Source organism: Nocardioides luteus (assembly GCF_014648595.1).
In the GTDB taxonomy this organism is placed as follows: domain Bacteria; phylum Actinomycetota; class Actinomycetes; order Propionibacteriales; family Nocardioidaceae; genus Nocardioides; species Nocardioides luteus.
The window spans coordinates 21,105-28,809 of record NZ_BMRK01000023.1; the positions used below are offsets into that span (position 1 = coordinate 21,105).

At 70.6% G+C, this 7,705-nt stretch carries 5 protein-coding genes; 4 read left to right on the forward strand and 1 reads right to left on the reverse strand.

Features of this window, described 5'->3' with window-relative positions; genetic code table 11:
• Positions 1 to 24: 24 nt before the first annotated feature.
• Positions 25 to 339, forward strand: coding sequence for a hypothetical protein (locus tag IEY81_RS20960; protein WP_189120439.1), 315 nt, complete (start codon positions 25 to 27; stop codon positions 337 to 339).
• Here IEY81_RS20960 and IEY81_RS20965 read toward each other — a convergent pair.
• Complete coding sequence (locus IEY81_RS20965) at positions 300 to 2,864, reverse strand: helix-turn-helix transcriptional regulator (protein ID WP_189120440.1); 2,565 nt, start codon at positions 2,862 to 2,864, stop codon at positions 300 to 302. The genes IEY81_RS20960 and IEY81_RS20965 overlap by 40 nt on opposite strands.
• Before the next feature lie 435 nt (positions 2,865 to 3,299).
• Here IEY81_RS20965 and IEY81_RS20970 point away from each other — a divergent pair, with 435 nt between their 5' ends.
• The 3 genes from IEY81_RS20970 to cydD all read left to right on the forward strand — a co-directional run.
• On the forward strand, positions 3,300 to 4,778 hold the full coding sequence (locus IEY81_RS20970; protein ID WP_189120441.1) for a cytochrome ubiquinol oxidase subunit I: 1,479 nt from the start codon (positions 3,300 to 3,302) through the stop codon (positions 4,776 to 4,778).
• Positions 4,779 to 4,809: 31 nt separating this feature from the next.
• On the forward strand, positions 4,810 to 5,811 hold the full coding sequence (gene cydB / locus IEY81_RS20975; protein WP_189120442.1) for a cytochrome d ubiquinol oxidase subunit II: 1,002 nt from the start codon (positions 4,810 to 4,812) through the stop codon (positions 5,809 to 5,811).
• Positions 5,811 to 7,705 (forward strand): thiol reductant ABC exporter subunit CydD (gene cydD, locus IEY81_RS24365; RefSeq protein ID WP_229788050.1); only part of this gene is annotated, 1,895 nt, incomplete at its 3' end. The genes cydB and cydD, both read left to right, overlap by 1 nt.

Below are 7,705 nucleotides of genomic sequence, written 5' to 3' on the forward strand. Positions count from 1 at the left end.
CGCCGCCTCGTGGCTCTTGCGACGGTGTCTGCGACGGCCCTGTTCACCCTGACCGCGTGCGGGGGCGGCGAGGGCGGCAGCGGTGGCGGTGAGCGGCCGAGCGTCAAGGAGATCGAGGGCCAGATCGCCCGGAGCAGCGGTGACCAGGTGAGCAAGGAGCAGGCCGCCTGCCTGGCGAAGACCTACTACGAGTCGGACCTCTCCGACGAAGCCGTACGTCTCCTGGTGGATGCCGAGGACGTGTCTCAGATCAGCCCCGAGGATCTCTCGAAGGCGGACCAGAAGGCCAGCAAGGAGCTCTACGACCCGCTGGTGAAGTGCCTGGAGCCGGGTGAGTAGTCGCCGATCGGCGCCGGCCTGAGCCAGGTGGTCGCCACCCGCGCGAGATCCTCGCGGCCGGAGACGCCGGTCTTGCGGCTGATGTTGTGCAGGTGGGTCTCGACGGTGCGAGTGCTCATCTCCAGGTCGGCGGCCAGGTTGGCGGTCGTCGGGCCCTCGGGCAGCAGCCGGAGCACCTCGCTCTCGCGTGCGGAGAGCCCGACGTGGGTCGCCGCGCGACGGAACAGCCCGGACCGGTTGCCGGAGATCTCCGAGCGCTCCCATGCGGTGTCGAGCGTCTCGGCGGCACCGGCTAGGTCGCCGGCCTCCCGCTGCAGGATCGCCAGCGAGATCGCGGCCCGGGTGACGAAGACGAGCGCGCCGGCGTCGGCGAGCGTCACGATCGCCTCGCGGAGACCGTCGATGTCGCCCGCGGCGGTGGTCCCTGCGTACGCCCCGAGCCCCTGCAGCAGCGGGCTCTCGGTGGCGGTGGCGAGCTCGGCGGCTCGGGTGATGTGCTTGTTCTGGTTGACGCCGCGCTCGACCGCTTCGACGGCGAGGAAGATGCCGCCGGTGACGTAGCCGGCGTCGAGCCGCTGGCCGACGAGCTCGCAGAGCTCGCGCAGGCTGGGCATCCGGCCGTCGTTGGGTGCCATGATGCTGGCCACCATCCCGGGCCACGGGCCGAAGGCGACCTGCGCGCCGCCGATCTGGGAGGCGAGGCTGCGGGCGTACTCCGGGCGGCCCTGCGCCATCGCGATCTCGGCGCCGAGGGTCAGGATGCCGGTGTGGGCGACGTCGCGGTAGGCGGCGACGCTGGAGGAGGAGAGGCTCTGGAACGCTGCCTGGCTCGCCTCGTTGAGGCGCCCGGCGATGCTGAGGCCGAGCACGCTGAGATAGGCGTGGTTCTGGATGAGCACCGCGTTGGCGCTCTGGTTGGCCGCCTCGAGCTGCTCGCGGGCGAACTCGATCGCGCGGTCGAGATCACCGCCCAGCACGTCGGCCAGCCCGACGAGGAAGGCGTGCAGGCCGATGGTGTGGGCGTGCGCGGGATGCTGGCTCTCCAGCAGGTTGCGCGCCTGCTCGACCTGCCCGGCGGCCAGGAGCCGCTCCGCGGCGACGATGCCGAGCACCTCGGGTCCGACCGTGTCGCGCGGGTCGGGCTCGAGGGTCGGCAGCTCGGGGACGTACGCGGTCTGGAACTCCAGGTGGGCCTTGGTCGCGGCGAGGGTCGCCGCGAAGGTGGGCAGGCGGCCCAGCCCCTCGTCGAGCACGGTCTTGGCAGCGGTGAGATCGCCCAGCTCGACCGCCTTCCAGGTGGCGAACCAGGCCAGCATCCAGGCCGACTCCTGGCTGTCGGTCAGCGGGGTGCGCCGCTCGACCTCCTCGATCTGCTCCCGGGGTGCGGCGGTGTTGCGCAGCGCGACCAGCAGCGGCAGCGCCGTCTCGGACGAGGGCATCTCGGTCCAGGCCCGGCGCGCCCGGGCGACCTCGTCGGCCATCTGGCGCAGCGAGCGCTGGTGGAGCAGGGCGGCGTCGGCGCCGCGCGGTCGGCGGGTGTGGTGGTCGAGGAGCCGCTGGTCGCCGTCGAGGTGGTTGCGGGCGATCACCAGCCCGAAGGCGGATCCCTCGGCGATCAGGTAGTCGCCGACGAGAGGCGGGTAGAGGCCGACCACACCGGTGCCCGGACCGTCCTGGCTGTGGCGGGCCAGCCCGTTGGCGAAGAGCGCGTCGAGCACGCTGCGATCGAGCATCTTCTCGGCCTCGTCCAGCGGCACCGGACCGGTCACGGCGAGCGCGGTGGCGCCGTCCCACCCGGCCTGGTCGAGGCCGGCGACGAGCGGCTCGACGGCAGTGGCCAGCTCAGGAGCCCAGCCCGTACGCCGCGGCAGCCGCCACAGGCCGTCGAGCTGCTCGAGCACCCCTGCCCGCGGCCCGACCGTGGCGATGGCTCGCACCAGCCCGATCAGCCCACCGGTCGACATCGCGATCCGGGCCAGCGAGCCGGCTTCGATCGGGCTGCCGAGGATGGAGCGGCACACCTCGTGCACCTCGGCGACCTCGAGCGCGGGGGAGCGCACCTGCACCGCCGGGGAGATGCCGAGCATCAAGGTGTTCTCGGCGACCGGGTGCCGGTGACGGCTGCTGGTGACGGCGAGGAGCCGCCGCTGGCGGTGGAGGTTGCGCAGCGCGCCGACGGAGTGGGTGTCCAGAGCGTCGGCGTCGTCGATCACCAGGACCGTGCCGCTGCTGACCTGCTTGCTGAGCGCGGCGGTCATCTCGCCGATGCTGCGCCGGGGAGCCGACGTGGGTGCGCCGCCGATCCCGGCGGCGGTCAGGGCGGCGAACGGTTCGTTCTGCCAGGCGCGATGTCCGCTGAGCCGGAGCACGATCAGGCCGTCGTCCTCGAGGCGCTCGGCGACCAGCGAGCAGAGCTCGCTGCGCCCGGAAGCCCGGGGTCCGACGAGGTGCACGCTGAGGCCTGCGCCCACGTAGCCCATGACCTCGTCGACCACGCGCGCGAGGACACCTTCTCGATCCGCCATGCTCACCCCCGACCCTCAAGGTACATCCAAAACCCAACCGGATTTTCTGTGGAGACGCTGTATCGCACGCGTATTGGGAGCACTGATACGCAGGTTACCTGTTTACAGTACGTAAACAGTCCGTCCTAGACCGCAATGAACGGCGGCGAATGGTGAGATAGTGATCTCACGGACTGAGGTTCGCCTCGGCCTGCAGCACTGAGTGACACCAGGGTTGCCGCATCAGCTCCCCCATCTGTTGCGGTCCTGGTGGCACGAAGACTCAAGAGCCCGGCCGTCCCGGACTCGAGGTCGCGATCATCCCCCCGCGGTCGTGACCTCGAGCCCAGGGCGGCCGGGTTTGTTTTCGTCGGTCTGGTGTGGTGGCTCACAAATCAGCAAGCCTTAAGCAGGGGCTCATGATGCGTGTGGGACGGCGGTGACATAGTCCGGGCCATGGACAGCGTCCTGGAGTTGGCCAGGTGGCAGTTCGGCATCGTGACCGTCTACCACTTCCTGTTCGTCCCGCTCACGGTGGGACTCACCATGCTCGTCGCCGTGCTGGAGACGATCTGGCTGCGTACGAAGAACCCCGAGTGGCTGCGGCTCACCAAGTTCTTCGCGAAGCTCTTCCTCATCAACTTCGCCCTCGGCGTCGTCACCGGGATCGTGCAGGAGTTCCAGTTCGGGATGACCTGGTCGGACTACTCCCGGTTCGTGGGGGACGTCTTCGGGGCACCGCTGGCGATCGAGGCGCTGCTCGCCTTCTTCCTGGAGTCGACCTTCCTCGGGTTGTGGATCTTCGGCTGGGACAAGCTGCCGCGGGCGCTGCACAACGCGTGCATGTGGATCGTCCACCTCGGCACCCTGGCCTCGTCGTGGTTCATCCTCGCGGCCAACTCCTGGATGCAGCACCCGGTCGGCTACCGGTTCAACGAGGTCACCGGGCGCGCCGAGCTCGTCGACTTCTGGGCGGTGATGGTCAACAAGGTGCAGCTGGGCACGTTCCCGCACGTCATCCTCGCTGCGTACCTGACCTCGGCGGCCTTCATGCTCGGCATCCTGGGCTGGCTCTACCTGCGCCGACCGGGACGCGACGGCTCGGAGCGGCCGATGTACCGGCGTGGGATGGTGCTGGCGGCCTGGGTCATGGCCGTCTCGGGCATCGGTGTCGCGGTCTCGGGCGACGTCCAGGGCAAGATCATGACCGAGGTGCAGCCGATGAAGATGGCTGCCGCCGAGGCGCTGTGGGAGACCTCGGACTCGTGCGCGCCGTTCTCGGTGCTGACCATCGGTACCCGTGACGGGAAGCACGAGAAGTGGGCGCTCGAGGTGCCCTGCGTGCTCTCCTTCCTCGGCACCGGCACCTTCGACGGCAAGGTCGAGGGCATCTATGACCTGCAGGAGAAGTACCGCGAGACGTACGGGGCGACGCCGGGCGAGACCTACTACTCGCCGGGCGACTACACCCCGAACATCCCGGTCACCTACTGGACCTTCCGCTGGATGATGGGCCTCGGCGTCGTCGGCAGCCTCGTCGGGTTCGCCGTGCTGTGGCTGACCCGCCGGGGGCGTACGCCGTCGGGGCTGGTCGGGCGCTTCCTACCCGCGCTCGCGATCTCGGCGCCGGTGATGGTGCTGCTCGGCAACTCGATGGGCTGGATCTTCACCGAGATGGGACGCCAGCCATGGGTGGTCTTCGGCGTGCTGACCACGGCGCAGGGCGTCTCACCGGGCGTCGAGCCGTGGGAGGTGTGGATGTCGCTGCTCGGGTTCACCGCGCTCTACGCCGTGCTCGCGGTGGTCGAGGTCGGGCTGCTGATCAAGTACGTGAAGAAGGCTCCGGACCCGTTCGTCGAGCCGCCTTCTCCCTCCCTGCGCGGCTCGGGTCCTGACGGCGCCGACGCCGACGAGCCGATGAACTTCGCGTACTGAGTCGCGACGAGCTGGATCACTGGAGACACCCATGGAACTCACCACCATCTGGTTCTGCCTCATCGGCGTGCTGTGGATCGGCTACTTCGTCCTGGAGGGCTTCGACTTCGGCGTCGGGATGCTGCTGCCGGTGCTCGCCCGCGACGACCGCGAGCGGCGCGTCATGATCAACACGATCGGCCCGGTCTGGGACGGCAACGAGGTCTGGCTGCTGACCGCGGGAGGCGCGACCTTCGCGGCCTTCCCGGAGTGGTACGCCACCCTCTTCTCCGGCTTCTACCTGCCGCTCTTCCTCATCCTGATCGCGCTGATCGTGCGTGGGGTCGCGTTCGAGTACCGCCACCAGCGGCCCTCGGCCACCTGGGCCGGCTGGTGGGACCGCGCGGTGATCTTCGGGTCCTACGTGCCGGCGTTCCTGTGGGGCGTGGCCTTCGCCAACATCGTGCGCGGCGTGCCGATCGACGCCGACTTCGAGTTCACCGGCACCGTGCTGACCCTGCTGAACCCCTACGGTCTGCTCGGCGGGCTGGTCACGCTCTCGCTCTTCCTCACCCACGGCGCGCTCTTCATCGCGCTCAAGACCGACGGTGAGATCCGCGGCCGTGCCCGCGCGCTGGCGTTGCGGCTCGGCGTCGCCGCAGCCGTCCTCGCCGTCGTGTTCCTGGTCTGGACCCAGGCGATCACCGGCAACCTGGCGACCGCGGTGATCTTCGCGGTGGCGGCGGTCGCGCTCGTGGGTGGGCTCGGGGCTGCGTACGTGGGGCGTGAGGGGATCGCCTTCACCGGCACCTTCCTCGCCATCGGGCTCGCCGTGGCCGGCTTGTTCGTCGGGCTCTTCCCCGACGTGATGCCGTCGACCACGGACGTCGCGAACTCGCTGACGACGACCAACGCCGCCGCCACGCCCTACACGCTCAAGCTGATGACCATCGCCGCCGCGGTGTTCACGCCGCTCGTGGTCGGTTACCAGGCCTGGACCTACTGGATCTTCCGCAAGCGGATCTCGATCCACCACATCCCCGCGGCACACTGATGCGGCCGAACGACCCGCGGCTGCGAGCCCAGCTGTCGGTTGCCCGGTGGCCGCTGGCGGTCGTCCTGGGCGCCGGGGTGCTCGGTGCGGTGCTGCTGATCCTGCAGACGTACGCCGTCGCCGGGCTGCTCATCGCCGCCGTCGGCGACAGCTCGGCGCAGGTGGTCGAGCTGTCCCCGGTGGTCGAGCTTGTCGAGACCCCCTCCGTGAAGACCTGGGCCCTGGTCGTGGTCGCCGTCTTCGCCGCGCGCGCTCTCGTCGGCATCGTCTCCGACCTGGCCGGCGCCCGGGCAGCCGGAGCCGTCGGCGCGGACCTGCGGCGCCGGGTGGTCGGCTCGATCCTGCGCGGCCAGGCGGGCCGATCCGGGTCGCTGTCGGCGCTGGCCACGCGTGGCGTCTCGGCGGCCGAGCCGTATCTGACCAGGTACGTCCCGGCGCTGGTGCTCGCCTGCGTACTGCCCCTCATGGTGCTCGCGGTGATCGCCTGGACCGACCCGCTCAGCGGCCTGATCGTCGCGCTCACGCTGCCGCTGATCCCGGTCTTCGGAGTGCTCGTCGGGCTCGCCACGCGCGACCAGGCCGCGAGCCAGTGGCGCGCGATGTCGGCTCTGGCCGGGCACTTCCTCGACGTGATGAAGGGCCTGCCGACGCTGGTCGCCTTCGGCCGGGCGAGCGCGCAGTCGCGCGTCATCGCCACCATCACCGACCGCTACCGCCGCCGCACCCTGGAGACGCTGAAGATCGCCTTCGCCTCCTCCGGAGTGCTGGAGCTCGTCGCCACGATCTCGGTCGCGCTCGTCGCGGTCATTATCGGCATCCGCCTGGCCTCCGGCTCGGTCGACCTGCAGACCGCGCTCGTGGTGCTGCTGCTCGCCCCGGAGGCGTACTGGCCGCTGCGCCGTGTCGGCACCGAGTTCCACGCCGCGGCCGAGGGGTCTGCCACCCTCGAAGAGACAGCAGACTGTGTTGGTCTCGACACGCCTTCGCCTAGCGGCTCCGGCGGCTCGACCAGCGAGAACCGTCGGTCGAGCCCGGCGAGCGCCAGCGAGCCGGTGTCGAGACCAACACAGTCCCTCCACCTCGACAGCGTCTCCGTCACCTACCCCGACCGCGAAAGGCCGGCCCTCCGACCGACCTCCGCGACCATCTCGCCCCGTGGCATCACCGCCATCGTCGGCCCGAGCGGCTGCGGCAAGTCCACGCTGCTGACCACGATCGCCGGCCTGGTGGATACCTACGCCGGCACCGTCGAGCTAGACGGCGGTACCCCGGAGGCGGGCGACGGCTGGCGACGCACCTTCGCCTACCTCCCTCAGCGCCCGGTCTTCGTCAGCGGCACGATCGCCGACAACCTGCGCCTGGGCACGCCGGAGGCGACCGACACCGACCTGTGGCGGGTGCTAGAGGGGGTCGCCCTCGCCGACCGGGTCGCCGAGCTCGCCGGCGGCCTCGCCGCCGACCTCGCCGAGGACGGCCGCTCCCTCTCCGCAGGCGAGCGTGCCCGCCTGGCGCTGGCCCGCGTCGTACTCTCCGACCGCCCCTGGATCCTCCTCGACGAACCCACCGCCCACCTCGACCCCGACACCGAGCGGATCATCGCCGATACCGTCACCACCCTCGCCCGCACCCGTTCCGTAGTCCTCGTAGCCCACCGCCAGACCCTCATCGACCTCGCCGACCACGTCATCCCCCTCCCCGCCGAGGCGTCACCCCCGCAGGCCGAGGCGTCACCCCCGCTGGCCGAGGCGTCGCTCCCGCAGGTCGAGGCGTCGCTCCGGTCGGTCGAGATGGCAGCCGGTGACGCTTCGTCCGACGGGCCTGACGCTTCGTCCGACGGGCCTGACGCCTCGCCCGACGGGCCTGACGCTTCGGCCGGCGGGCCTGACGCTTCGGC

What these genes read in the sequence shown, in the direction of transcription:
- IEY81_RS20965 (WP_189120440.1), bottom strand. Translation starts at nt 2,864, where the DNA reads ATGGCGGATCGAGAAGGTGTCCTCGCGCGCGTGGTCGACGAGGTCATG.
- IEY81_RS20970 (WP_189120441.1), top strand. Translation starts at nt 3,300, where the DNA reads ATGGACAGCGTCCTGGAGTTGGCCAGGTGGCAGTTCGGCATCGTGACC.
- cydB (WP_189120442.1), top strand. Translation starts at nt 4,810, where the DNA reads ATGGAACTCACCACCATCTGGTTCTGCCTCATCGGCGTGCTGTGGATC.